Raw genomic sequence first — 24,872 nt, 5'->3', positions numbered from 1 at the left:
ACACACATTGTAGGTAGAGTTTAAGATGCTAGTTCATAAATGACACTTTGTAATTAAATTTTATACTTTGGGGGAGCGCATGCCATTTAAAATTGGTTATCGTACGTTGAAAACAGCTGTTGGAGCGGGCCTTGCTGTAGCAATTGCTCAAGCCATGCAGCTTGAATTTTATGGATCGGCTGCCATTATCACAGTGCTTTGTATTTCCGTTACAAGAAGAGACTCACTTAAAGTATCGTGGGATCGAATGGTGGCTTGCATGATCGGTATGGCTATAAGTGGTAGTTTGTTTGAGTGGATTGGTTATCAACCATGGACGTTAGCCATGATCATTATCGTTTTTATTCCTATTGTTGTTAAGCTAAACATGAATGCGGGAATTGCAACAAGCTCTGTTATTATTCTTCATCTTTACACGGTTGGAGGTATTTCTACGGCGCTAATCATTAATGAACTATTGCTCATTGTCATAGGTATTGGTGTTGCTCTTTTAATGAATCTCTATATGCCAAATAGTGATAAGGCTTTAAGACATTATCATAAGGAAATAGAAGATCATTTTAAAACAATTTTACATGAGTTATCTGTTTATCTAAGATATGGTGAAAGTAATTGGGATGGAAAAGAAATTCCTGAAACCGTTGATTTATTACAAAATGGAAAAAACCTTGCAATGAGGAATATACAAAATCATATTCTACGTTATGAAGACCAGTATTATTATTATTTTAAAATGCGAGAAAAACAATTTGAGATCATAGAGAGAATGATGCCTTATGTATCTAAAATGAACCATACTGTTGAACAGAGTGAAACGGTTGCCAACCTTTTAGACGAGTTAAGTAAATCAGTAAGTCCAGTTAATCGAGTACCCTATTTTTTAGATCGAATTAAAACAATGAAAGAAGGATTTGAAGAAATGCCATTGCCGACTTCGAGGGAAGAATTTGAAGTGCGATCAGCTTTGCTATACATCATGCATGAATTAGAGGAATATTTACACATTAAGGATCGCTTGTGGAACGATGCGGATAAAAAGAAATTATAGGGAAACACTAACAAAAAAATAGCAGAGGGAGGTTATCTTATGCAACTCTCGCTTCTAACGTTAGTAACATTTTTAATGGTTTCTCCTATTTGGCCGCTCGGTGAAAATCCTACCGTTGGGGACCCTTTTCTCATCGTGAACGTTTCAACCAATGAACTTGCGTATATCAATGATGGTGAAATTCAAGATGTCTATAAAGTAGCAACAGGTAAAGTGGGCGATGAAACACCTATTGGTACCTTTTCAATTATTGTCAAAGCGAAAGATCCATATTATCGAAAAAAAGATATTGTGGGTGGAGATCCAAACAACCCATTAGGCTCAAGGTGGATTGGATTTAACGCAAATGATACCGATGGTCGAACATTCGGTATTCATGGAACGAATCGCCCTGATTCAATTGGTTACTCGGTTACGGCTGGATGTATAAGGTTACCTAATGAAATAGTGGAGAAGCTTTTTGATGTAATACCTCTAGGAACAAAAATCTATATAACTGATAAAAATGAAAAATTTATTGAAGTGGCTCGTTCGTTTGGTGCTATTGAATAGTCAAAACCCCTGGTACACATGTACCAGGGGTTTAATATAAGATCCCTTAATTATTTTTTAGAAGAAAGATACGCCCATTAAAAGGGTGCCAAGAACCATTGTAATAATCATAAGGTAAATGATAGCTTTTTGAAATTTGCGTGGCATAAGAAAAACCTCCTCTACAATACCTACTTCTATTTTACTTTGTTATTAGCTTTTGGACAAGGGGAAAGTAGAAATACCAGATAAAAGCAGGAATTAAAACAATGATCCAGAACATAGTAGTAACGCTTACGAAAGAGTGGGGAATAGAAGATGACAAAACCGAAGAAAATCGATCATATAGGGATTGCGGTGGCATCAATTGAAGACACATTACCCTTTTATATGGGTGTACTAAATTTAGAGTTAGTTGGATTAGAAGAAGTGAGATCTCAAGGAGTCAAAGTAGCTTTTCTAAAAATAGGTGAATCTAAAATTGAATTACTTGAACCCTTAACGGATGAGAGTACGGTAGCTCAATTTATTAAAAAAAGAGGAGAGGGTATTCATCATATAGCTTTAGGTGTAATAAGTATTGAGGAAAGAATCAAAGAGATAAAAGAGAAAGGTGTGAACATGATTCACGATGAACCTGTAAATGGAGCTGGAGGTGCTAAAGTAGCTTTTTTGCATCCTAAGTCCTCTAAAGGCGTTCTTTATGAACTATGTGAAAAACAATGAGTGGAGTGAAACTTGCGCTTTTTAGTTTTCAACGTTACCATTTAAGAGGTTATTCAAATAGGAGAAATGACCTTATTGAACCCAAAAACTAATGAGTAAAGATATTGACAGACTTACAACACTATATTGGGAGGCAACATACATATGATTAATGAACAACGCTTGGTAGACGAGTTCCTTGAACTCGTACAAATCGATTCGGAAACCAAACATGAGGATGTTATAGCGCCAATTTTGAAAAGAAAATTTGAACAATTAGGTGTTCATGTAATCGAAGACGATGCAGCCAGTAAGACGGAGCATGCTGCTGGTAACCTAATTTGTACGCTTGAAGGTACGAAGGAAAATGTAGATATGATTTATTTCACTTCACATATGGATACAGTTGTGCCGGGCGTTGGTGTAAAACCTTCTATTAAGGATGGCTATGTGGTAACAGATGGAACAACGATACTAGGAGCTGATGATAAAGCAGGTATTGCCGCGATGTTTGAAGGTATTCGAGTGTTGAAGGAACAGAATATCGAACATGGGACGATTCAATTTATTATTACAGTAGGAGAGGAATCAGGCTTAAATGGTGCAAAAGTTCTTGATCCATCTCTTCTAAAAGCGAAATTTGGATTTGCCTTAGACAGCGATGGACCTGTTGGAAATATTATTGTCGCAGCACCAACGCAAGCGAAAGTAAAAGCAACGGTTCTTGGAAAAACAGCTCATGCAGGTGTAGCTCCTGAGAAAGGGATATCAGCTATTACTGTTGCAGCAAAAGCAATATCTAAAATGCCTTTAGGCCGTATTGATGAGGAAACTACAGCTAACATTGGACGTTTTGAAGGTGGAACACAGACTAACATTGTATGTGATCACGTGTCGATATTAGCAGAGGCCAGATCGTTAATTGCTGAGAAGATGGATGCTCAAGTGGCGAAGATGAAGGAAGCTTTTGAATCGACTGCTAAGGAAATGGGAACAACTGCAGAAGTAGAAGTGGAAATTATGTACCCAGGATTCAAACTTGGCGATGGTGATGAAGTAGTTGAAGTGGCAAAGCGTGCCATGTCATCCATTGGTCGTACACCAGAATTGCTACAAAGCGGTGGTGGGAGCGATGCAAACATTTTTGCAGGACACGGAGTTCCAACTGTAAATTTAGCGGTCGGTTATGAAGAAATTCATACAAAAAATGAACGTATGCCAATAACTGAATTAGTTAAGCTTTCTGAAGCCGTAGTTGCTGTAGTAAAAGAAGTAGCAATGAAATAAGGTTTATCAGATTGAATAAAAGGAGCACTTTTACAAGTAGTTTGTGAAAGTGCTCCTTTTTTTGCGAGGGTATAAATACGAACATTAACTTCGTTTGTGTGTAAAAACATTCGTAAATGTGTTGATTGTAAGTGTTCTCTTTGTTAAAATGATAAAGGTTCATGAGAGAACGCAAACGGGGAGAGTGAATAGTTGTGAATGAACGTTATGATGTAATTATTGTTGGTGGCGGCCCTGCGGGAATCTTCACTGCTTATGAATTATACAGACAACAACCTGAACTTAAAGTCCTTTTAATTGATAAAGGGCATACGATTTATCAACGAAGATGTCCCATAAATGAAAAGAAAATTGAAAAATGTCCACCTCCAGCCGGAAGAAAAGAATTTACGGGCTGTTTGCCTGCGTGTTCTATTACAAGCGGTTTTGGTGGTGCAGGTGCTTATTCAGATGGCAAGTTTAACATAACGACTGAATTTGGAGGTTGGTTACAAGATTATTTAGCTCCTTCTGAGGTACTAGAGCTTATCAAATATGTGGACTCAATTAATATGGAACACGGGGCACCTGATGAGATTACCGATCCCACAACAGAAGCGGTTCGTGATATAGAGAAAAAAGCAATTGGAGCTGGATTAAAGCTTCTGCGTGCTAACGTACGTCATTTAGGAACTGAGAAAAATCTCGAAATTTTAAAAAGTATTTATGAGTTTTTAAGTGATAAAATGGATGCTCGTTTTCGCACGGAAGTCAGTGACGTCATTACCGAAAAGACAGAAGAGGGTTATCGTGTAACTGGAGTCAAGCTTGTAAAAAAGGAGGAAGAAATCTTTGCTGATCAAGTTGTAATTGTACCAGGACGTGATGGTTCAGAGTGGTTTGGTAACATCCTACAAAAACGTGGCTTAAAAATGATGAACAATCAAGTTGATATTGGTGTCCGTGTTGAAACCTCAGATGTGATTATGGCTGAAATCAATAAACATTTATATGAAGCTAAATTTATTTTCAACACAAGTGTTGGAACGAAAGTCCGTACTTTCTGTTCGAATCCGTCAGGTCATGTAGTAGTTGAGAATCATAGTGGAGTCATGACAGCTAACGGCCATGCCTATAAAGCAGCGGAGCTTGGCAGCCAAAATACAAACTTTGCTCTACTCGTATCACATACTTTTACAGAGCCGTTCGACAAGCCAATCAGCTATGCGAAAGAAATATCGAAACGAGCTAATGATTTATCAAGTGGATCTATTATAGTACAAAAATATGGGGATATTTTAAAAGGTCGTCGGACAACCGAGAAGCGAATTACTGAAGGATTCATTGAACCTACTTTGAAAGAAGCTGTCCCTGGAGACTTAGGTCTTGTTCTACCTTATAACACAATGAAGAGCCTTGTTGAAATGATGGAAGCACTAGATGTAGTAACACCTGGTATTGCGTCAGAGCATACGTTGTTTTATGGAGTGGAGGCTAAATTCTACTCAGCTCGTCCTGAAGTAACGAAGGATTTTGAAACAAAGATTTCTGGGTTATATGCAGGTGGAGATGGTGCGGGGATGACGCGTGGTCTTGCGCAAGCTGGTGCTAATGGTGTTCATGTGGCACGCGCCATAGTTCGTAAGCGAGCGAGGGAATTGCAAACAGTCTAGGATTCTGAATGACTAGTTTTTCATTAATTTAGTGAGTGATTTTGTAAGGTTCAGGTCTACCAAGTTCCATACTCTCTAAAATATGTTCTTCTGTATCACCAGTGATTGCTGATATTTCAGCAATTGTTGGTGATTTTTTTTGCTCTTTTACATGGCTATGTTGAAGGAGTAATATGCTTTCAAGTAAAGCAGAGTAATTTGATGCTACTTTTAGCTTTCTTTTCGTCATAATCCCTCACTCCTTTACTCATAAGCTTACAAGAATTGATTAATGATTGCAACTAGGTCGAGCTTTCTTTAGCGAACGTATTTTCTTATAATAATGAGGAGGAGGAATGAACATGAATCGTGCACGATTAATCTTTCATCTGGATATGAATAGTTTCTTTGCATCTGTTGAAATCGCACATGACCCTTTGTTAAAGGGGAAGCCAGTTGCTATTGCAGGTAACCCAGAAGAAAGAAGAGGAATCATTGTAACGAGTAGTTACGAAGCAAGAGCTAAAGGTGTTAAGACAACTATGCCTCTATGGCAAGCTAAAAAACTCTGCCCAGGGTTGATTGTTCTTAAACCGAATGGTGATCGCTATCGAGTTGCGTCGAAAGCGTTATTTGAGATTCTATTTTCATACACTCCTCTTGTCCAACAAGTATCTATAGATGAAGGTTATTTGGATCTTACTTCATATTTAAAAGAGGTCCATCCAGTTAAACTTGCCCAGTCGATACAAGAAAGAATTTTAGCTGAATTAAACCTCCCGTGTAGCATAGGGATTGCCCCGAATAAATTTTTAGCAAAAATGGCAAGTGATATGAAAAAACCTAATGGAATTACCATTCTTAGAAAAAGAGATATAGCCACAATGCTTTGGCCATTACCTATCGATGAGATGCATGGGATTGGTAAAAGAACGGTTGATAAGTGGAAAAAGAACGACATTTTAACAATTGGTAATCTAGCACTAGCCGATCATGAAATGTTACTTAAAAGGTTTGGGGACCGAGGAATTCAATTGAAGGAAAGAGCAAATGGTCAGGATAATAGACCGGTTAACCCACATGCATATTCTGAGTATAAATCAATCGGTCATTCAACAACCCTACGTGCAGATACAAAGAGTTTACCATTAATAAGGTCAACTTTAGATGATTTAGCAGGGCGTGTCCATCAACGGTTACGGAAAAAGGATCTGTTTACAAGAGGGATACAAATCACGATTCGCTATCATGATTGGAAGATGGTAACAAAAAGTCAAAAGGTTTACAATCCCCTTCAGACAAAAGAAGAACTATTGTCTGAAGCTAACCGGATATTTGATAAAGTCTGGAATGGAGAGGCTATTCGCCTGTTAGGGATTAGTACCTATGATTTGTTAGAGAAAAAGTACGCGTATAAACAATTAGATCTCTTTACATATAAAGAGGATATAAAAAGAAATGAATTGGATGAAACGATGATGGAATTACGTGAACGTTTTGGAGACCATATTGTTCGAAAAGGTTGGAAGAAACAAGAAGATCAATAGAGTTAACATCTGATTCATTCAATCCGATAATAGTAACAAGAGAGAATTTTAAATAAAAAATACAAGGGCTAACCTAGGCGGTGCCGTTAATCACTTGAAAGATACGTTGTGTTTAGTTTTTTTATGAGATTATCAGTGCTTGTAACCTTGGGTTATGTCATTTTATAAGGGTTGTTTTTATTGAGAGTACAGCCTCAAATAGATTTGAAAAAGAGCGGAGCGTGAGCGTGAAATGCAAATTCAACACCATCTTCACACAACGGGACAACCAGTAGAGAAAATGCAACAGATGAAAGATGGGGAAATCTACTTGGCGAGAGTAAAGGAGCAAACGAGCAAAGATGAAGCACTGCTTTCCATCCGTGGCCGTGAAGTTCATGTGAAATTTGAGGGAGAAGTTCCGAAAATGGACCGAGTCTCGATTCAAATCATTGACTCGAAACAAGAGATCATGCAGGTTCGAGTAATTGAGGATAATCGAGTTCCATCCGCATCTTCTTCAAGGGTGAATGGAGAAACAGTGAATCAAACACTCCGTCAATTAGGTGTCCAACAATTCACACCTGAATTAAAACAAGCTGTTTCAATGATTTTAGATAAAGGATTAACATTAACAAAAGAATCGGTCCAAGATCTACAACGTTTTATGAGTGAAGGGAAAGTGGAGGCTCGACTTCAAACGGTACAGGCAATTGCTAATAAACATTTAGATGTAACTCAAACGCATCTTCGTGCTGCTCATGAAGCGATGCATGGTAGACCATTAAATGAAGTGTTGAATGATCTTTCAAAAGAATTAAACCGAGATTTTAAAGTAGAAGTCCCTGTTAGGGAGCGTCTTGATCGTAATGTCTTAGCTAGTCAGGAACAGAATCTGAATCCTATTAAGTCAAGAATGGAGTCGAACGTTCAAGCTCTAACTCCCCCTACTCAAGAAGGAAGGCTTCAGGAGCGGATTAAACAAGTGAGCGAATCAGTTCAAAAGGAAACATCTATTAACCGAGCTGTAGATAGAGTGCATGTATTAGTAAATCATCCACAAGTCAATGTGGAAACGAATCGGACGTTAGAACGAGCAATAACTGAATCAAGACACCTTGATCAGGTTGCTAGAGAAAGAGTCGATCAAACATTAAATCAAGTTGAACGTACGAGTTCACATCAAGTTGAGCAAAATACGGCGAAAGAAGCTAGATTGTTGATTCAAAAAGAAGGTCTATCACAGGCAGTTCGTGAGCAAGTCTCGGGAATGATTTACGAACGAGGGTTGGTTCAAAATGAATCTGGTGAACAAATTAATAAAGCTTTAAAGCAAGCGGATCAATTACAAGCTGTGGCTAAAGAGAAATTAGTCCAAGCGGTCCAACAACTCTCAGTCAAAGCAACTAATCTAGCTCATACGATCAATCGTGATATTTCCTCATTGAATGAAACCGTAAAGGAAAGCCAGACAGTCTTGCAAAGAGAAGCAAATCTCGAAAGGGCGATTCAACAAGTACAATCCTTGATGAGTGGTCAGACAGCGCTAGACGAAAGTTTGAGATCAGAACTCAATCAAACAGCGCAAACGGCAAGAGACTTGCAGCAGCAAGGTCGTGAGCTAAAAGCTAGACAAGAAATGGCAGCGGTGCTTAATAAAATAGAACAAGCCTCTAAGCAGGTTGTCACTTCGCAACCGATACTTGAGGCTAGAGTTTATACAGATAATGAACAGTTTCAAACGAGTGTAGAAATGGCAAGTAAATCGATTGCTGTGACAACGGTGACAGAAAAACTAGCGCAATTAACTGCTGATTTTAAACATTTACAACGAGATCTATCAAAGACACTTGATCAGGTTAACAGGCAAATTGAACAATTTCGTAATATGGCGCAACCGATTGTCAAACCTTTGCTTGAGACAACAATAAAAAAGTTAGATAATGCTATCTTGAAAAGCGAAATGATGCTTTTGACGGATATGAAAACAGAACGGCAACTCATGCAGGCAAGTAGTCAGTTAGCGGAAGCGAGCAAATTGCTCTCGCGCGGGAAGCATCGTGAAGCTAAGCAACTTGTCCAAGAGGTTAAGAAATTAGTTGATAAAATGAATTTTCAGCCTTCGGAGACGAAAGTAAAGTATTATACGGCAGTTAATGAAAGAGCATTACGTGAAGCTAATTTGCCATCGCAGTCTTTTTCAAATCAATACAGTGAAACCGTTCGAGGACCATTGCAAGAAGGTTCACCTAGAGCAATGTTTGAAACGATTCGTACTTTAGGGTTAAATCGTGATTCTGAAGTCGCGCAGTTTTTGGCTTCTGGAAAAGAGCAACAGCAAGAACAAGCGCAGCGTAACTTAAAAACGACTTTAATGCAATTAGCCCATGGGGAAGAAGAGACTCGCGTCCAACAATTGGCGAACCAAGCACTTCAGAACGTAACAGGCCAACAGTTGATGAGTCGATCGAATCAGCAGGGTAGCTTACAAAATTTATTCTTCCAGATTCCATTTTTATTACAAGAAAAAGTAGAAAACCTACAAGTCTTTGTGAATTCTCGTAATGAAAGTGAGAAGGTAGATTGGGAGAATTGTAGTTTATTCTTTCTAATGGAAACACCTAAGATGGGTGAGATTGGAATTTCAGTATCAGCTAGTGAAAGGAAATTATCGGTTACGATTAAAAATGACAACGCTGATTTTCAATCGAAAATGGAGCCTCTTGTGAAATTAGCTGTTGATAAGCTTTCGGAAATTGGGTATTCCATCAATGGAATTAAATATGCAAAATTGAAAAATGATGTGTCCATTATGGAAGAAAAAGAAGAAGGTACGTCCAGACAAACGCCTGTTATGACGGAGAAGGGATTTGACTTAAAAATATGATCGTATCTAAGCATTTCAACCATAAGCAACGTCGGCAAATAAATGGTCCAACAGCCGCAGTTATTCGGTATGATGACGAGAACGAAGGAGCGCCCAAAATTGTCGCTCAAGGGAAAGGACAAGTAGCTAACCAAATTATTGACTTAGCTAAAAAAAATAATATTCATATGCAAGAAGATGCTAGACTTGTTGAAAACTTGCTGGATATGGATTTAGGTGAGAACATCCCTCCACAATTATATTCAGTCATGGCAGAGATTTTACTTTTAATTGAGGAGATGGAGAAAAAGTATTAAACAATTATTTCAACTCTCCGATAATAGTATTAGTAAGAAAGAAAAAATGGAGGTGGGAGGTTTGACCACGTTCCTAACGAACGAAGCGCTTCACCAAAAAACATCTCAAGAATTAACGGCAATATTATATGAAGCGTGTCTAACCAATCTAGAAAATGCTAGCCAATTAATGGATGAAAAGAACTTCATTGGTGCTAATGAGTTGCTTCAAAAAGCAAGTGATATCATCCACCGGCTGGGTGCAGGTATAAATTATGAAGCAGGAATTATTGCTGACCAACTAGATCAAGTTTATAACTATATCGCTGATAAATTAATAGAAGCAAACGTGAAAAAGGATAAAAGTATTTTAGAAGAAGTAATTAAGCTCTTAACGATGCTAATGTCTTCTTGGAATGAAGCAATGAAGACGAAACATAATGTTCAAGCTAAAGGGATTAGACAAAAAACTTTAGCCTATGAAAGTAATTCAGTTTACGAATAAATCAATTAAATGCTGAAGGGACGTTCTCTCCTATGAAAATTAATAATAATATACAAGCGTTAAATTCATATCGCAACCTACACCAAAATCAATTTAATACATCTAAAAACCTTGAAAAGCTTTCTTCTGGTTTAAGAATTAACCGAGCGTCAGATGATGCTGCTGGACTAGCAATCTCTGAAAAAATGCGTTCGCAAATCCGTGGGTTAAAAATGGCTGAACGCAATGCGATGGACGGAATATCTTTAATGCAAACCTCTGAAGGTGCGATGCAAGAAGTGCATACAATGCTTCAGCGTATGCGTGAGTTAGCAGTTCAAGCTGCTAATGATACGAATACAGAGTATGACCGTGAGCAAATTCAAAAAGAAATTGATCAATTGAAGCTAGAAGTTGATGATATTTCAGAAAAAACGGAGTTTAATACTCGTAAATTATTAAATGGGTTTAGTGCGGTATTGACTACGTTTGATGCAGGTATAAATCCTATTAATATTGTAGGGTACCCAAAGGTTACTGATGCGAATATTAAATCAGGGAATTATCAATTAGAAGTGTCTAACGTGGTCATGACTGAGAAAGTTACACAACCTTCTGCTGGACTGGGACAGGGCGATATTAAGTTTGTGAATCCTAACGATGGGATGAAGCTTGGGGAGTATACCATTTTAGTTCGTGAGGTTGAGCAAAATCAAGATGCTAAAATTGAAGTCCTCGACCCAGATGGTCTCAGTATTGGTACTATGGTTATTCCAATTGGTAGTAATGGCGCTAATAATGCACAAGATGTTTATGGGATTCAAATGGATGCAACTAAAATATCAACTGCTGGTACAGTAAAAGTAAAATTAGAAGCAGAGGCTACATTGAAATTAAATGATGTATCTGATCCCGCGAATACAGTTACAATTCAAGCAGAAAGAAAGTTGACCTCTAACAACGGATTATTCCGTCATGGAGGAGTTGAATATCAATTTAACTCAAATCTGCAAGCAGCATCGTTAGATTATACAATTACGAACAATGCTCTTTCTTTTCAAATAGGACCAAATACAAATCAAAATGTTATGATTGATATCCCAAGGATGGATATTGTTACATTAGGAATTGAAGATGTTAATGTATTAACGAATGCTGATGCTAATAAAGCTATTTTTGCTCTGGATCAAGCTATTAATCGTTTATCTGACTCACGTTCTAAGTTAGGTGCAGTTCAAAACCGATTAGAACACACCATCAACAACCTTCAGGTAACACACGAAAACTTAACGGCTTCTGAGTCTCGTATTCGTGACGCTGATATGGCGCTTGAAATGACGGAATTTACGCGTAACAATATTTTAAATCAATCCGCTACAGCGATGCTTGCTCAAGCAAACCAATTGCCACAAGGTGTGTTACAGCTTTTACAATAATGAAAATATATGACGAGAGGAGGGTCTCTTCTCGTCGTTTTTTTATGCGAATAGAAAACGGATTCAACGTATAAATTTGTGATACACTACTAATAAAGAATATTTAGCGACTAAGGAAGTAGGTGTAAGAGTGGACGTCCAAAGAATTGGCAAAACTGGGATGAACCGAGTCGATACTAAGAAGGCTGGACCTGAAGCGAAGGTTTCCTTTCAAGAGGTCATGGGAAAGCAAAGAGATGAGAAAGCGTATGAGCGCTTAGCGCAGCTCATGCATAAAATAGATGATCAAGGCAAGGTGTTGGCTGAGAATAGAACCGTTGATGAATTGCGAAAGTACAAACAGTTAGTGAAAGAGTTTATGGAGGATGCCGTTCAATTTGGTCTAAGTCTTGAAGAACGTAGAGGTTTTAACCGTAGAGGGCGAACGAAGATTTATAAGATTGTGCAAGAGGTCGATCGAAAACTGTTGGATTTAACTGATGCTGTGCTAGAGAAGCAAAAAAAAGGATTGGATATCCTGAACATGGTTGGGGAAATCAAAGGTTTATTAGTGAATATATATGCATAAAGAAGAAAAAGTGTCTCAGAGTTCTGAGTCACTTTTTTAAATCAAAGGAAAAAGAACTAATAAAAATAAGTCAAAAATCAAATGAGATAGAATGGGTACCCAGATTGATTTTGACCGTACATAAAGAAAGGACCAAGCTAAACCAGCTAGAAGGGCAGCTAGGACCAGTAACAGACTTCCTGTTGCTAAATGGGCGCCTGCGTATAGAGTCGTCCCATAAACCGCAGCTTTGTTAACGGATAAATGGTTCGTTAACCTTTTTACAATAAAACCACGCCAAAACCATTCCTCTCCCGGTATTACAATGAAAAAAAGCCAAAGGTAATGAATGGGTTCGGTTGGTTTGACTAATGTAAATAAGGATTCTAGATCCGATAATAAAGGCAAACCAGTTATGAGCACGAACCATTTTCCAAAGGCGAAAAAACTATATAGCAGGATGCCGCTCCCGATAGCTGATAGTAATAGACGAATAGATGGTAATTTCAGGTCGTATGGTTCAAGTAACCAACTCCATACCGTCATGCAAAAGAGAGACAGGGGAAATAAGACCCAGAACTCTAAAGGTTGCCAATGAAAACTAACATAAAGTAAGCTAAATGCTAGTAGTAATCCACTGTAAAAGGTTTTTCTTTGATTCAATTTACTCATCCTTATTTCTTAAGTTGTAGTAATTTATAATAATTAGAAGTTATTAAGTCCATTTAATGTTAGTTGTCCCATGAGATTCTTAACTAGCTTGTAAAGGGGAATTCAAGATGACTTCTTTTGTTTACACGTATAAAACCATTATAAATGCACCGATTGATAATGTCTGGTCTTTTTTCTCATCTGCCACTAATTTATCTAAAATAACACCCTTTCCTAAGGTTGAGATTATATCTGATCCTAGGACTATTACTGGAAATAGAATTAAAATGAAACTAGGGTACGCTGGTTTTAATGTTAGGTGGATATCGTTGATTGAGGATGTTCAAGAACCTAACCGTTTTGTTGATACTGCTGTTAAGCTTCCCTTTCCGTTTGTAGAGTGGAGTCACATACATACATTCACACCAAACGGTAATGAAACCATTATGCAAGATCAAGTTCATCTACGCTCTTTCTTGCCTAGCGTTTTTTTGAAGCCTTTGTTAAACAGTATGTTTAAAGGGAGAGAACAAGCAATCAGACTTCACTTTTTAACGTAAATGCTGTGAGTGTTCGTTTTGTTGCATTCTTTTTAGTTTTATCTTCATTCTTTTCTGGGAAAGATAGACAGAAAAGGAGTGGCTTAGAATGCATTCAAAACAAACGGTTAAATATGTATGTGAGACTTATCCATCTGGTAATCATTATTATTATAAGATTGAGCTAATTACCCATGATTCTTGGGATAATATTGAATCGTTAATGTGGTCGACACCACGTCCTATTTCCAAAGAAACCTTTCATAAAAGAAAAAATGAGGGATACAAAGTAGAGTATGTAGCGAAGGAAAATCAACCTGCGGTCATTCTCCCTTTTGTTCAAAAGTGACTAAACCATGAATTTCAATGTTTATTTGTAGATTCTATTGGCTTATAATTGAGAATTTCTGTAGACTGTAGGATGGGTATGCAATATAGACAGGAGAGAATTGAAATGAATGGTCTTAAATGCTGGTTGATTTCAACTATGATTCTTATAACTTTGACAGGTTGTAACATAATTACGTTTGAGCACGAAGAAACGTACACGTTAGATGGAAAAGAGATAACAACTTTTAATATCAATCATGACGAAGGTGATGTCAAAGTTAAAGGTGTTGAAGGGATTGATCAAATCACAGTAACGGCTAAATTCACAGCCTGGAGTGATGATAGTGCTGAACAGGCACAGACGTTTAGTGAGAATAATTTAGCCGTTGATTTATTTGCGGAAGATGACCAAGCATTTCTTAAGACGTCAGTAAAACGAGGAGCCGAACCCGAACAAGGTTTTATCCACCTCGAGATTGAGGTACCGAATGATTTAGCTTTTGAATATCGTCAAAATGAGGGGCAGTTGCAAATTGAATCTTTGAGAGCTGATCTTAATCTACAGCACGGTACGAATCATTTGGTTTTGAAAGATATTCAAGGAAATATTCAAATCACCGATGGGGCAGGAGATATAACTTTAGAAGAGGTTGCTGGAGCTATTGTTATAAATAACAATGCAGGAACCACTAAAATCAATTATTCCACTGGTGAAACAAGTATTATTGCAGGGTCTGGTCATGTTGAAATTAACGAGCATGAAGGAAACGTGACCATTAGAAGTGGTGTAGGAAATATCGCAATTAATGATTTGGATGGAAATGTAACGATTTTAGAAAGTCGTGATGGGACCGTTACGATTGAGAACGTTACTGGCGAAATTGCGCAACCATAATTTGGAAAGTGCAGAGTGTTATGCTCTGCACTTTTTTTTGTGCCCAATTAAAGATTCATCAGGAAAACGATATTGACTTTTAATGGTAGGATCGGTAGAATACTATTAAACTAATAAATCATATCAATTTACAAGGAATTAAGTGTTGCTCTAGATTGTTATCGGTAAAGGTATTCAAGATCGGTATATCTAGTTTAAGAAGGTTTTGTTTAATCTATGAGTGATATGATCGGATTTAAAACAGAATATATAAAATCATCTGTTTTTACGATATCTTTTAAAAAAAGGGTGAGTATATGAAATTACAATTTGATGTACTGCAAAAGGGAGATTATGAAGTAATTAATAAAGAGTTAGAGAGAAAAGACTCCCTCGATGTTTTAAAATGGGTCTACAATGCTTTTGGTGACAAACTCGTTTATTCCTGTAGTTTCGGAGCAGAAGGAATGGTGCTAATTGACCTAATAAGCAAGGTCAAAAAGGATGCGACCATTGTTTTCTTGGACACCGACTTTCATTTTAAGGAAACTTATGACCTGATTGATCAAGTTAAAGAGCGCTACCCTTCTTTAAACATTGAGTTAGCAAAACCTGAAATCACACCAGAAGAACAAGCCAAACAGTATGGTGAGCGACTTTGGGAACGTGAGCCAGATGCTTGTTGTAAGGTACGAAAATTGGTGCCGCTAGAACGAGAGTTAAGTCGTTACGATGCTTGGATTTCTGGATTGCGTAGAGAACAGTCACCTACACGGATAAATACACAATTCGTCAATCAAGATAATCGTTTTCAATCGATTAAAGTATGTCCCTTAATTCACTGGACGGAAGAAGAAATTTGGATGTATATCAACCTTCACAAGCTTCCTTACAATGAATTACATGATAAGAGCTATCCTAGTATTGGCTGTGAGTACTGTACGAAACCAGTTGCAGAAGGTGAAGATCCTAGAAGTGGAAGATGGGCAAATTCAGAAAAGACAGAGTGTGGATTGCACAAATAAGTCACTTGTATGAATGAGGAAAACACAAAATTAGATGAGTAGAGAGGAAGATGATTTAGTATGATACAGGCACATGGAGGAAAATTAATTCAGAAATTTGATGCGAGTGTTAATTATTCAAACATAAAAAAGGAAATAGAATTAGATTCGTTTTCTCTTTCAGATTTAGAGTTAATTGGAATAGGAGCATTTAGTCCCTTAACTGGATTTCTTGGAAAAGAAGACTATGAATCGGTTGTTGAGAAAATGCGCTTGTCCAATGGAACGGTCTGGAGTATTCCAGTCACTTTACCTGTAACGGAAGAAAAAGCAGCTGAACTAGTAATAGGAGAACAAGCGAAGTTAACTTATAAAGGCGAAGTGTATGGGGTAATTGAAGTAGCCGATATTTATACGCCTAATAAAGCGGTTGAAGCAAAAAAGGTTTATCGTGCAACAGATGATCAACATCCTGGAGTTCAGAAAATGTTTGAACGTCCTAATGTATATGTTGGAGGAGAAATTACGCTAACAAAACGTGTGAAGCATGAACGTTTTGATTCGTATTATCTAGATCCAAGTGAAACAAGAGCAAAGTTTGCAGAGCTTGGCTGGAAACGAATTGTCGGTTTCCAAACACGGAATCCTGTACACCGTGCACATGAATATATCCAAAAATCAGCACTTGAAATTGTTGACGGACTTTTCTTAAATCCGTTAGTAGGAGATACGAAATCTGATGATATTCCTGCTGATGTTCGAATGGAGAGCTATGAGGTTTTATTAGAGAAATACTATCCGCAAGATCGAGTATTTCTAGCAGTATTCCCAGCTGCAATGCGTTATGCAGGTCCTCGTGAAGCGGTATTCCATGCAATTGTTCGTCAAAACTATGGTTGCACGCATTTCATCGTAGGACGTGACCATGCTGGTGTGGGTGATTATTATGGAACATACGATGCGCAGTTGATTTTCTCTGAATTCCAAGAGGGAGATTTAAGCATTCAACCATTGTTCTTTGAACATAGTTTCTTCTGTAAAGCATGCGGAAATATGGCTTCAACGAAAACGTGCCCGCATGGAAAAGAAGATCGTGTGATTTTATCAGGGACAAAGGTTCGCCAAATGCTATCAGAAGGTGTGACGCCACCACCGGAATTTAGTCGACGTGAAGTAGTGGAAGTTCTAATTCGTGGTATGCAGAAAGTACATGCTTAATAGGAAGGAAGAAAATATATGTTAACCATTGTCGCTATCATCATTGCTTGTTTCTTTGCAATGAATATAGGAGCAAGTGGAACAGCTGCGGCAATGGGTCCTGCCTATGGAAGTGGAGCTATTCCCCGAAAACGTAATGCGATGATTCTTGTTGGCGTGTTTGCGTTCTTGGGAGCTCTAGCAGGTGGCGAAGTAGTCCGGACTATAGGGAGTGGCATTATTCCTGTTTCTATTGTTGATGTCGAAATTGTCATCATTATTTTAGGTGCAGCTTGTCTTTCCTTATTCATAGCTAATTTACTTGGCATTCCTTTATCGACTAGTGAAGTAGTTGTAGGTGCGATCGTTGGAGCTGGTATTGCTTACCAATCCCTTTTCTTTGATAAATTAATTGTGATTGTTTCATTCTGGGTGATCGTCCCAATTGTCGCTTTTTTACTTGCCTTTTTGTTCGGTCATCTAGTCCGTAAATTAGAAAGAAAATATCCTGATCTAACAGGAAAGGGAAAATGGAGAAAACCTTTAGTTGCCCTTTTAATCATAAGTGGATGTATGGAAGCCTATGCGGCAGGAATGAATAATGTAGCAAATGCTGTTGGACCACTAGTTGGTGCAGGATTGTTAGACATCACACCTGCCATTTTAATGGGGGGCTTTTTCGTAGCAATCGGAGCTCTGTTGCTAGGAGGACGCGTCCTTGAAACAAACGGCAAACGAATTACAAAGTTAAGTCTATTGCAAGGGAGTACGGTTTCTATAACCGGTGGATCCTTAGTGATTACAGCATCTATTTTCGGTCTTCCTGTTCCGTTAACGCAAGTCACAACTTCAGCTATTATCGGGATTGGAACAGTAGAAGGTGGACTACGCTTATGGCAAAAAAGTATCTTAAAACAAATTCTTAAAGTGTGGATTGTTTCACCATTATTTTCACTTGTCTTATCATATGGACTCATTATGCTGTTTAAACAAGGTGATTATTACACTCTGTTTGTTTTAACCAGTGTACTAATCGCAACAGGCGGCGCCTACAGCATGTATCAATCAGCCAGAAAAGAAAGAAGAGCAACCTTCGACGACGGTGGCGGAATTTAAGAGCTTATACAAAAAGGTCGGTCTTTACCTTTTTGTATAAGCTCGAAGCATTGAGCGGAACCGCTGCAAGGTTTTAAGCCTTTTCTGAGCGGGTGTCTAAAGAAGAGGTGCAGAGCGAGAGAAGCCAATGCCGCTTCGTAGCTGGGCAGAAAAACCAAGGACAAAAAGGTCGGTCTTTACCTTTTTGTATAAGCTCGGTACGATCCGAAGAAAATCTATTGACAAACCATGCGAAGAAACGTATCTTAAAGCATAGTAAAAATGATCAGAATTTTTTGTGAGTTGGAAGGAGGAATTATAATGTCGCAGCAAAATATTGTTTGGCATGAGACAACGATAAAAAAAGAAGAGCGTCAAGAAAGAAATGGACATCGTAGCGCAATTTTATGGTTCACAGGGCTTTCGGGAGCAGGGAAATCTACGCTAGCCAATGCGTTAGAACAGCAGTTATTTAAACAAGGTAAAAATAGCTATGTATTAGATGGTGATAACGTTCGTCATGGTTTAAATAAAGGTCTGGGCTTTAGTGACGAGGACCGTAAAGAGAACATTCGAAGAATTGGTGAGGTTGCGAAGCTTTTTGTTGATGCAGGAACACTCGTCTGTACAGCTTTTATTTCACCGTTTAAAGAAGATCGTAATCGAGTACGTGAGTTGGTTGAAGATGGCGAATTTATTGAAGTGTATGTTCGTTGTTCTTTAGAAGCTTGTGAAGAGCGTGATCCTAAAGGTCTATATAAAAAAGCAAGAGCAGGAGAGATTCCAGAATTTACTGGAATTAGTTCCCCGTACGAAGAACCAGATGCTCCAGAAATTATTATTGATTCAGACAAAAAGTCAGTTGAACAATCGGTTGAAATGATTTTAGCTTATCTTAAAGAGAAAAAAATTCTTTAAGATGAAGGTTGTTATATAGAATCAGGAAGAAGGGCGTGAGGAAGATCTCACGCCTTCTATAAATGTATTTCAAAGTTGAATGAAGTAGAATGTGTAATTGACTACATCGAGGAGGAATTAGGCATGGGGTATGAAAAAGTTTGGTCTACGGACTTAGATAAATTAAATAAAGACGAGCTTCGCAAGTTAGAGAAGGACGGATTAGAAATATTAGAAGATATTGATAAGTATGCAAAGGAAGGTTTTGAATCAATTCCGAAAGAGGACTGGAGTTTATTTAAGTGGGCAGGTCTTTATTTGCAAAAGCCTAAAGAAGATGGGTATTTCATGATGCGTGTTAATATTCCTTCTGGTTTAATTACAAATGAGCAAGCCGAAGTATTAGCTGGAATTGGGCGTGACTATGGGAGAGATGTGATTGATATTACAACTCGTCAAGCCATTCAATATCACTGGCTAACAATTGAAACCTTGCCTGATATTTTTAAACGTCTTGAGTCAGTGGGTCTCTCGTCTGTTGGTGCCTGTGGAGATATTCCTCGTACGATTATGGGGAATCCGCTTGCAGGAATTGATCCGAATGAATTATATGATACAAGGGAGATTGTTGAGGATGTATACCGCTTCTTCCAACGTAACCCTGATTTTTCAAATCTTCCACGTAAATTTAAAATGTCAATTTCAGGAAATGTTCATAACGCTGGTCATGATCGCATTAATTGTATGTCCTTTACGCCGGCTGTGAAAGAAATCGGTGGAGAAGAAGTAATTGGTTTCCATGTTAAGGTGGGCGGGGGGCTTTCGGCTAAGCCTTATCTTGCAGAGGAGCTAGATGTGTTTGTACGTCCAGAGAAAGTAAAAGAGATCGCCATTGCGATTACCTCGATTTACCGTGATTATGGCTACCGAGAAAAACGTCACCGCGCCCGTCTGAAATTCTTAATTGCTGATTGGGGTGTTGAGAAGTTTAAAGAAAAATTGGAAGAATTTGTTGGAGAACTTCCGACAAAAGGAACTTGTAAGCTTGAAAAATGGAATGGTGGATATTTCTACGGAGTTAATCCTCAAAAACAAGAGGGTTTAAGTTATGTAGGTTTTAACGTTCCAGTCGGTCGAATGAGTTCAGACGAATGGTTCAATCTAGCTCGTATTGCAAGAGATTATGGAAATGGTGAAATTCGAACATGTAACACACAAAATTTGTTGATCCCTAATGTTCCAAATGAAAAGGTTGAAGATTTGTTACAAGAATCACTATTTGATCGCATTAAGTTAGAGCCTAAACACTTTATTGGATATTCTGTTTCCTGTACAGGGATTGAATACTGTAACTTAGCTCTTGTTGAGACAAAAGAGCGTATGAGACGTGTGGCTGAATATTTAGATGAGCATTTAGATATTGATGTTCCTGTTCGTATTCATATGATTGGTTGTCCAAATGCTTGTGGTCAACGTCAAATTGCGGACATCGGCCTTCAAGGTGTTTTATTAAAAAATAAAGACAAAAAAATGGTTGAAGCGTTTGAATTTTACGTCGGTGGAACTCTCGAGCAAGATGTGGCTCAGTTCAATAATAAATTAAAAGGAAAAATTGAAGCAGAAGAGTTAGCCCCTGCATTAACTTCTTTACTACGTTATTTTGAAGAAAACAAAGAACCGAATGAAGTGTTTTTTGATTTCTATACTCGTGTAGGACATGATGCTCTTCAAGCTACGTTAGATGAAATCCTAGTTGTTGCTTCATGATGTATTTATATCGATTTGAAGTAGAACTTGAAGTAAAAATGTTGCATGTGGTTGTTGCGGCCAATGATCAAGAAACCGCATTTGTGGCTGCAGAAGAAGAAGTTGAGAAGAACTTCCTGAAACTTCCAACTATTTCTTCTATTACACTATTAGAAAAAAAACCGATTCGTAAAACAGCTGGTTTTGTAATTGAATGATGAACAGCCCTCTTTAATGAGAGGGCTGTTTTTTTAATCATTGATTGCTTAGACTTATCAGTTCGCGATGGACTTTAAGGCGGCGGCTACATCAATTTCTCCATAGCCATAATAATAGTCATGGCCTTTAGTTCCTAAGTCTTTGGCTGTTGATCTCATCACTTCGTAGACTTCTTCGTTGGTTAAGTCCGGTCTGAATGAGCGTATTAATCCAGCCAAACCTGCTACATGTGGAGCAGCCATAGAAGTACCAGACATTACTACATAGTTGTTATCAGGGAATAAACTTGGTATATGCTCACCAGGAGCTGTAATGTCTACATGCTTTCCGTAATTCGAAAAGAAAGCGCGGTTCCTTGAATCATCTACAGCAGCAACAGTAAAGACTTCTTCATAATTTGCCGGATACATAGGATCCTCGACATTATCATTTCCAGAAGCACCAATTAAAACGACATCTTGCTCATACGCATAGGAAATTGCATCATAAAGAAGATCAGATGGATAATAATCTCCAAGACTCATGTTGATCACATCTGCACCTTGTTCAACGGCCCAATAGATCCCCTTTGCAACTTCATAGGATGACCCTTCGCCTTCGTCGTTCAGCACTTTTACGGGAAGTATTGTGCTGTTAAAAGAAATACCGGCAATCCCTGTTACGTTGTTTGTTAAAGCAGCAGCAACACCAGCTACATGAGTTCCGTGCCCGTGTGCATCTATAAAATCATCAGAGTCATCAATCGCATTATAACCGGGTCCTAGTTTCTCTTTTATGTCTAAATGATTCGGATCGACTCCTGTATCAAGAACAGCAATCTTAACCCCTTCTCCTCCAGATAAATTCCAGCCCTCATTAATTTCAATTTGCTCGAGGTTCCACTGATATGGTGCAAAAAACTCATCATTCGGTAAAGAAGTTAACACCGTTTGCTGACGCTCGGGCGGTCTAGCTTGTTTTGTTTTTTCAGGTGTCTCATTTGGAACGGTTGAAAAGATTGTAACCTGTTTTGAAATGATGAAGTTTGGTTCAACGATCGCTAAGTCGTAATCTCGTCTTAACCGTTGAATTAGTGCTTCAGTGGATTCTATGTTTGATTCAACGACGAATAAGGGGTTATTGTTTTCAACAATGATTAAATCTTGATGATCACTAAACCAAGTATCGGCCACTTCAGGATGCTTAAATTTAATTACCGCTTGGTTCTCATGATAGGACTGTTGTAATTTCTCTGGTTTCTGTTCATCCGAATGTACAACTATTTGCCAGCCTAATTCGGGCACTGTCTCAGACTGAAGATTTTCTGGTAGATCTTCAGTTGTTTCCCACTCAACTTCTGGATTATCACCAGATACGAAAAAAGTTCCGTTGGCATCTGCAACAGAAGCCATATCCTTCACGAAGGATTTAACGAAAGATAAGTCCACTTCTCCAACTACAGTGCGACCACCTTTCAACTTTTCTCCCATTAACATAAATTGTTTGCCATCAACGGTGTAAGGGTCGGAAAAATCACTTTTCATATGGTGATGAGTTAACTTAGATGGATGGTATCTTTTTAAATCTCCAACCTGCTCAACGATTTTTCCATTTTCTAAAATAGCAAACCCATTAAAATGCGGGTGTTCTGAGATTTCTTCTTTAAAACGTGCTCGCATTTCGTCTTCACTTAAATCTGCTTCGGCCCATCTTTGCATTTGGGCGGAGAGTTGTTTTAAAAACATGGAAGTTGTAAGCGATAAATCTTCAGCCATTAAGTGATCCATAGCTGAAACTTCTAGATTTTTGGGAATGTCTTTTGTTTGAATGGAATAGTTGTTATCATCTATTAGAGCACGTCCTATAATGGCTAAACCAAGACCTACGATCGCTACGATTGCTACTGTTTTTGCCATTCTCCACATCATTGGTCAGATTCACCCTTTCCTTTGAAAAAATACGCCATGAAAACCTCATCATGATATACATCGTTTATATACACCTGATCTTTTTGAACACCTTCTGTCACAAAGCCGTATTTTTCGTATAAACTCTTCGCAATTTTATTTGAATCAAATACGGTTAAACATAACTTGTGAAGTTGGTGAAGACGACACCAAGTAAGGGTATAATCCATGATTTGCTTCCCAATCCCTTTTCCTTGAGTATCTTCGTGTAACCAAGTTCTAAAAAGACCCGTATGACGCTTCATAGTTAATTCTCCTCGTATAACCCTTGCAATCCCCTTAACTAATCCGTTCACTTCTACAACTGTATACATATTGTCTTTCGAGGTCATTTCGATAATGAATGCTTGTTCTTCTTCTACGGTTCTTGCTCTTTCTTTTTGGATGGAAGAACCTTGTTTAATGATAGATTCAACTGATATGACTATTTCTTCAGCATCTTGTAAATGAACTGGACGTAAAACGACCTTAGAATGGTCTTTTGCCGTGAATGCTTTTTCTTGAATTAATGGATGAACGGTGTCCACGTGTGACTCTCCTCTCTAGGTTTCCAAAAACCGGAATGATCATGATCGATTTCGGTGTCTAATAAATGAGACATTGGTACAATCTCTATCTTTTCTTTAGAGAAGGTAGAAAGTGCTTGTTCAATACCAGCATAAGTTTCGTTTCCTTTAATACCAACATGTCCGATGGCAACAGCGTTATTCCTCTTTTTTGTGATTTTTAAAAGAGACGTCATTTGTTTATAAACATGCTGTTGTGAAGATAAGGTATCGTCTAGAAAGATATTCCTTGCTGCATGAGGGATATCTAACTCTTTTGCAAGTTCTAGAATAACAGAAGCCGAACTGGTCCCACTATCAACAATATATAGGTTGCGTTCTTTAGCGATTTCGAGTATTACTCTAATAATCCGCTCATCTTCAACTATTTTAGAACCCATATGATTATTAATGCCCTTTGCATATGGAACGTTCTCGATGGCTTCTAATACTCTTTTGCGTACTTCTTCATTTGAGAGGTCACTTGTAATGGCATTTGGACCTAACCAAGATGCCTTTCCTTTTTTTGGTTCCATTGGCATATGGATCATGACTTCAAGTCCTGCTTGATGGGCTCGCTCAGCTTGCTCAGTCGAGTGTTCCATAAAAGGCATAATAGCAACGGTAATAGGAATTTTGCCTGATAAAAAAGAATCGACGCCTTTTACATCACCACCGAAATCATCAATGATAATGGCGGCTTGTCCATACTCATTAGCTTGTGTGTAAGTTTGATTAATAAATAAAACAAAGACCATAGCTAAAAAAGAACAAAGAAGGACATAGGTACGCAAGGGTAACACCTCATTTCAAATGTTAGTTCCTATTAGTTTGTCAAAGGATAGAGCGTTCTATGTTAAAAAAGTTAAATTTAAAAAGAATGCAAAAAAAACACATATATTAACGAGGTTTTCGTTAATATATGTGTTATTTACGAATATTAAATGCGGCATTCAACTGACCACGAAGCATGCGATCGCGAACTTCTTGCTTCTGCATTTGTTTTTGCTCCATTTTTCGAATCTCAAAAGTCTGCATTCCGTCTTCCATTTTGTTGGCGATATCAAGCAGTCGCTCTACATCTAAGAAGGAATACTTACGTGTTCCTCCTTTAGAACGTTCTGGATAGATTAACTTTCTTTCTTCATAGTAGCGTATTTTTCTCTCTGATAGGCCTGTCAATTCACTAACGATCCCAATCGTTATCACTTTTTTATCTTTGTATGATGACACCCATTCCACCCCTTGTTAAGTTAGAATGTTCTGATCTTTTTTCTATCATAGCATAGCAGGCAGTGGAAAACGACTGGAAATGTTAGATAATCTGACAAGGTTTATTGATTGTTTCACATAAAATGTAAATTCTTTTGACTGGCTACTAATTTTAACAATGTAATTGAGGTGAACTCAAACTTATATTATAATTTATAAAACATATAAAAAAACTCGGAATAAGTTAAGCTTATGAAAAA

The 24,872-nt window shown here is 38.0% G+C and carries 27 protein-coding genes; 20 read left to right on the top strand and 7 right to left on the bottom strand.

The genetic code is table 11. The features are described from left to right. The first annotated feature begins 79 nt into the window (after window positions 1-79). Both PQ474_RS06200 and PQ474_RS06195 read left to right on the top strand, forming a co-directional pair. The gene (locus PQ474_RS06200) at window positions 80-1,048 is read left to right on the top strand and encodes an aromatic acid exporter family protein (RefSeq protein WP_273841167.1); all 969 of its coding nucleotides are present in this window, start codon (window positions 80-82) and stop codon (window positions 1,046-1,048) included. A gap of 39 nt (window positions 1,049-1,087) precedes the next feature. Beyond that, the gene (locus PQ474_RS06195) at window positions 1,088-1,600 is read left to right on the top strand and encodes a L,D-transpeptidase (RefSeq protein WP_273841166.1); all 513 of its coding nucleotides are present in this window, start codon (window positions 1,088-1,090) and stop codon (window positions 1,598-1,600) included. A gap of 57 nt (window positions 1,601-1,657) precedes the next feature. Here PQ474_RS06195 and prli42 read toward each other — a convergent pair whose 3' ends face one another. Then, window positions 1,658-1,747, bottom strand: a complete 90-nt coding sequence (prli42, locus tag PQ474_RS06190) for a stressosome-associated protein Prli42 (RefSeq protein WP_157076802.1) — start codon at window positions 1,745-1,747, stop codon at window positions 1,658-1,660. 150 nt (window positions 1,748-1,897) lie between these two features. Between prli42 and mce the strand changes: the two genes are divergently transcribed. The 3 genes from mce (at window position 1,898) to PQ474_RS06175 (ending at window position 5,223) form a co-directional block, all read left to right on the top strand. Then, on the top strand, window positions 1,898-2,305 hold the full coding sequence (gene mce / locus PQ474_RS06185; RefSeq protein WP_273841165.1) for a methylmalonyl-CoA epimerase: 408 nt from the start codon (window positions 1,898-1,900) through the stop codon (window positions 2,303-2,305). Window positions 2,306-2,449: 144 nt separating this feature from the next. Beyond that, window positions 2,450-3,571: a M20/M25/M40 family metallo-hydrolase gene (locus tag PQ474_RS06180; protein WP_273841164.1), complete on the top strand. Its 1,122-nt coding sequence runs from the start codon at window positions 2,450-2,452 to the stop codon at window positions 3,569-3,571. A gap of 194 nt (window positions 3,572-3,765) precedes the next feature. Continuing rightward, window positions 3,766-5,223, top strand: a complete 1,458-nt coding sequence (locus PQ474_RS06175; protein WP_273841163.1) for an NAD(P)/FAD-dependent oxidoreductase — start codon at window positions 3,766-3,768, stop codon at window positions 5,221-5,223. A gap of 28 nt (window positions 5,224-5,251) precedes the next feature. Here the strand turns inward: PQ474_RS06175 and PQ474_RS06170 are convergent, their stop codons facing one another. Further along, entirely contained in the window at window positions 5,252-5,452 is a 201-nt protein-coding gene (locus PQ474_RS06170; RefSeq protein ID WP_273841162.1) for a hypothetical protein, read from the bottom strand. Window positions 5,453-5,564: 112 nt separating this feature from the next. Here PQ474_RS06170 and PQ474_RS06165 point away from each other — a divergent pair, with 112 nt between their 5' ends. The 6 genes from PQ474_RS06165 to PQ474_RS06140 all read left to right on the top strand — a co-directional run bounded on the left by PQ474_RS06165 (window position 5,565) and on the right by PQ474_RS06140 (window position 12,378). After that, complete coding sequence (locus tag PQ474_RS06165; RefSeq protein ID WP_273841161.1) at window positions 5,565-6,749, top strand: DNA polymerase IV; 1,185 nt, start codon at window positions 5,565-5,567, stop codon at window positions 6,747-6,749. 232 nt (window positions 6,750-6,981) lie between these two features. Continuing rightward, the gene (locus tag PQ474_RS06160; RefSeq protein WP_273841160.1) at window positions 6,982-9,615 is read left to right on the top strand and encodes a hypothetical protein; all 2,634 of its coding nucleotides are present in this window, start codon (window positions 6,982-6,984) and stop codon (window positions 9,613-9,615) included. Further along, on the top strand, window positions 9,612-9,911 hold the full coding sequence (locus PQ474_RS06155; protein WP_273841159.1) for an EscU/YscU/HrcU family type III secretion system export apparatus switch protein: 300 nt from the start codon (window positions 9,612-9,614) through the stop codon (window positions 9,909-9,911). The genes PQ474_RS06160 and PQ474_RS06155 overlap by 4 nt, the downstream gene beginning before the upstream one ends. A gap of 52 nt (window positions 9,912-9,963) precedes the next feature. Continuing rightward, window positions 9,964-10,395 carry a flagellar export chaperone FliS gene (gene fliS, locus PQ474_RS06150; RefSeq protein ID WP_337956335.1) on the top strand — a complete coding sequence of 144 codons (432 nt, stop codon included), beginning with the start codon at window positions 9,964-9,966 and terminating at the stop codon, window positions 10,393-10,395. 32 nt (window positions 10,396-10,427) lie between these two features. Next, complete coding sequence (locus PQ474_RS06145) at window positions 10,428-11,810, top strand: flagellin N-terminal helical domain-containing protein (RefSeq protein ID WP_273841157.1); 1,383 nt, start codon at window positions 10,428-10,430, stop codon at window positions 11,808-11,810. A 130-nt stretch (window positions 11,811-11,940) separates the two neighbouring features. Continuing rightward, the gene (locus tag PQ474_RS06140; RefSeq protein WP_273841156.1) at window positions 11,941-12,378 is read left to right on the top strand and encodes a YaaR family protein; all 438 of its coding nucleotides are present in this window, start codon (window positions 11,941-11,943) and stop codon (window positions 12,376-12,378) included. 36 nt (window positions 12,379-12,414) lie between these two features. Here the strand turns inward: PQ474_RS06140 and PQ474_RS06135 are convergent, their stop codons facing one another. Then, window positions 12,415-13,020 (bottom strand): CPBP family intramembrane glutamic endopeptidase, encoded by a 606-nt coding sequence (locus PQ474_RS06135; protein WP_390185868.1) that lies wholly within the window; start codon window positions 13,018-13,020, stop codon window positions 12,415-12,417. A 116-nt stretch (window positions 13,021-13,136) separates the two neighbouring features. Here PQ474_RS06135 and PQ474_RS06130 point away from each other — a divergent pair, with 116 nt between their 5' ends. From PQ474_RS06130 to PQ474_RS06090, 9 genes are all read left to right on the top strand, one after another. Then, window positions 13,137-13,568: an SRPBCC family protein gene (locus PQ474_RS06130; protein ID WP_273841154.1), complete on the top strand. Its 432-nt coding sequence runs from the start codon at window positions 13,137-13,139 to the stop codon at window positions 13,566-13,568. Between the two features lie 88 nt (window positions 13,569-13,656). Beyond that, a complete protein-coding gene (locus PQ474_RS06125; RefSeq protein ID WP_273841153.1) occupies window positions 13,657-13,896 on the top strand; it encodes a hypothetical protein in 240 nt (79 codons plus the stop codon). Between the two features lie 105 nt (window positions 13,897-14,001). After that, window positions 14,002-14,772, top strand: a complete 771-nt coding sequence (locus tag PQ474_RS06120; protein ID WP_273841152.1) for a DUF4097 family beta strand repeat-containing protein — start codon at window positions 14,002-14,004, stop codon at window positions 14,770-14,772. A gap of 296 nt (window positions 14,773-15,068) precedes the next feature. Then, complete coding sequence (locus PQ474_RS06115; protein ID WP_273841151.1) at window positions 15,069-15,776, top strand: phosphoadenylyl-sulfate reductase; 708 nt, start codon at window positions 15,069-15,071, stop codon at window positions 15,774-15,776. Between the two features lie 60 nt (window positions 15,777-15,836). Further along, complete coding sequence (sat, locus tag PQ474_RS06110) at window positions 15,837-16,973, top strand: sulfate adenylyltransferase (RefSeq protein WP_273841150.1); 1,137 nt, start codon at window positions 15,837-15,839, stop codon at window positions 16,971-16,973. A gap of 18 nt (window positions 16,974-16,991) precedes the next feature. After that, the gene (locus tag PQ474_RS06105) at window positions 16,992-18,068 is read left to right on the top strand and encodes an inorganic phosphate transporter (protein WP_273841149.1); all 1,077 of its coding nucleotides are present in this window, start codon (window positions 16,992-16,994) and stop codon (window positions 18,066-18,068) included. A gap of 300 nt (window positions 18,069-18,368) precedes the next feature. Further along, complete coding sequence (cysC, locus tag PQ474_RS06100) at window positions 18,369-18,965, top strand: adenylyl-sulfate kinase (RefSeq protein WP_273841148.1); 597 nt, start codon at window positions 18,369-18,371, stop codon at window positions 18,963-18,965. A gap of 123 nt (window positions 18,966-19,088) precedes the next feature. Further along, window positions 19,089-20,711: a nitrite/sulfite reductase gene (locus tag PQ474_RS06095; protein ID WP_273841147.1), complete on the top strand. Its 1,623-nt coding sequence runs from the start codon at window positions 19,089-19,091 to the stop codon at window positions 20,709-20,711. Continuing rightward, on the top strand, window positions 20,708-20,908 hold the full coding sequence (locus tag PQ474_RS06090) for a DUF3906 family protein (RefSeq protein ID WP_390185872.1): 201 nt from the start codon (window positions 20,708-20,710) through the stop codon (window positions 20,906-20,908). The genes PQ474_RS06095 and PQ474_RS06090 overlap by 4 nt, the downstream gene beginning before the upstream one ends. A 57-nt stretch (window positions 20,909-20,965) precedes the next feature. Here PQ474_RS06090 and PQ474_RS06085 read toward each other — a convergent pair whose 3' ends face one another. The 4 genes from PQ474_RS06085 to PQ474_RS06070 form a co-directional block, all read right to left on the bottom strand. Further along, window positions 20,966-22,816 carry a S8 family peptidase gene (locus tag PQ474_RS06085; RefSeq protein WP_273841146.1) on the bottom strand — a complete coding sequence of 617 codons (1,851 nt, stop codon included), beginning with the start codon at window positions 22,814-22,816 and terminating at the stop codon, window positions 20,966-20,968. Continuing rightward, the gene (locus tag PQ474_RS06080; protein ID WP_273841145.1) at window positions 22,813-23,382 is read right to left on the bottom strand and encodes a GNAT family N-acetyltransferase; all 570 of its coding nucleotides are present in this window, start codon (window positions 23,380-23,382) and stop codon (window positions 22,813-22,815) included. The genes PQ474_RS06085 and PQ474_RS06080 overlap by 4 nt, the downstream gene beginning before the upstream one ends. Further along, complete coding sequence (locus PQ474_RS06075) at window positions 23,361-24,203, bottom strand: divergent polysaccharide deacetylase family protein (RefSeq protein ID WP_390185875.1); 843 nt, start codon at window positions 24,201-24,203, stop codon at window positions 23,361-23,363. Before PQ474_RS06075 ends, PQ474_RS06080 begins: the two co-directional genes overlap by 22 nt. A gap of 124 nt (window positions 24,204-24,327) precedes the next feature. Beyond that, the gene (locus PQ474_RS06070) at window positions 24,328-24,633 is read right to left on the bottom strand and encodes a MerR family transcriptional regulator (RefSeq protein ID WP_035661684.1); all 306 of its coding nucleotides are present in this window, start codon (window positions 24,631-24,633) and stop codon (window positions 24,328-24,330) included. Window positions 24,634-24,872: the final 239 nt, after the last annotated feature.

The sequence above is a fragment of the Halalkalibacter alkalisediminis genome, from assembly GCF_028610705.1.
GTDB lineage: Bacteria > Bacillota > Bacilli > Bacillales > Bacillaceae_D > Halalkalibacter > Halalkalibacter alkalisediminis.
The sequence above is the reverse complement of the archived record's forward strand: the minus strand, read 5'-3'. Positions and strand labels throughout refer to the sequence as shown.